This is a genomic window from Micromonospora sp. PRAS1 (assembly GCF_059553435.1).
Window position 1 is genome coordinate 1 of record NZ_JCANNB010000105.1, and the last position, 985, is coordinate 985.

General features: G+C 65.9%; 1 protein-coding gene. It reads left to right on the forward strand.

Annotated features, from left to right (window positions below):
* Nucleotides 1–66 precede the first annotated feature (66 nt).
* The gene (locus AC507J_RS32280; RefSeq protein WP_496294346.1) at nucleotides 67–960 is read left to right on the forward strand and encodes an IS982 family transposase; all 894 of its coding nucleotides are present in this window, start codon (nucleotides 67–69) and stop codon (nucleotides 958–960) included.
* Nucleotides 961–985: the final 25 nt, after the last annotated feature.

Below are 985 nucleotides of genomic sequence, written 5' to 3' on the forward strand. Positions count from 1 at the left end.
CTAGACGAGTAAGTCCTAACGGCCCCCGGGGTGTGGGTGTAGACGAAGGGTGTTGAAGATCCGTTTGTGACGACAGACCTCAACACCCTTCTGACCGCACTGTACGTGAAGATCGACGACTGGCTCGGGCGGCCTCGCAGGACCGGTAGGCCACCGAAGCTCTCCGATGCGGAGTTGCTCACTTTGGCGGTTGCGCAGGTGTTGCTCGGGGTGCGTTCCGAGGCCCGTTGGTTGCGGTTCGTGCCTGGGCATCTGCCTGGGGCGTTTCCGTATCTGCCGGGGCAGTCTGGTTACAACAAGCGTTTGCGGGCGGCGTTGCCGCTGCTCAAGCGCGCTATCCGGGCGGTCGCGGCGGACACCGACCTGTGGTCGGACACGACGTGGGTGGTGGACTCCACGCCAGTGGAGTGCGGTCGGTCGAGGCCGACGGTGAAACGCTCCGACCTGGCGGGGTGGGCCGGCTACGGCTACTGCTCTTCGCACTCGCGGTTCTTCTGGGGCCTGCGTCTGCATCTGGTCTGCACCCCCGCCGGTCTGCCGGTCACCTGGGCCCTCGCGACGCCGAAGGTTGACGAGCGGCAGGTGCTGACCGCGATCCTCGATCACGACCCGGACCTGATCGCTGACCGTCCGGGTCTGCTGATCGTGGCGGACAAGGGGTACGTCTCGGCCGAGTTGGACCGGTGGCTGGCCGAGCGTGGGGTGCGGTTGCTGCGACCGTCGTACCGCAACCGCACCCCACGCCGCGACGAGCACTTACTCAAGCCGGTTCGGCAGCTCATCGAGTCGGTCAACGACACGTTGAAGGGCCAACTCGACCTTGAGTTACACGGCGGCCGGAGTATCGAAGGTGTAGCCGTCCGCATCGCGCAGCGACTCCTCGCGATGACCGCCGCGATCTGGCACAACCGGGCGACCGGCCAGCCCTTGACCAGGTCCCTGATCGCCTACGACCACTGACCCGACTTCGGACTTACTCGTCTAG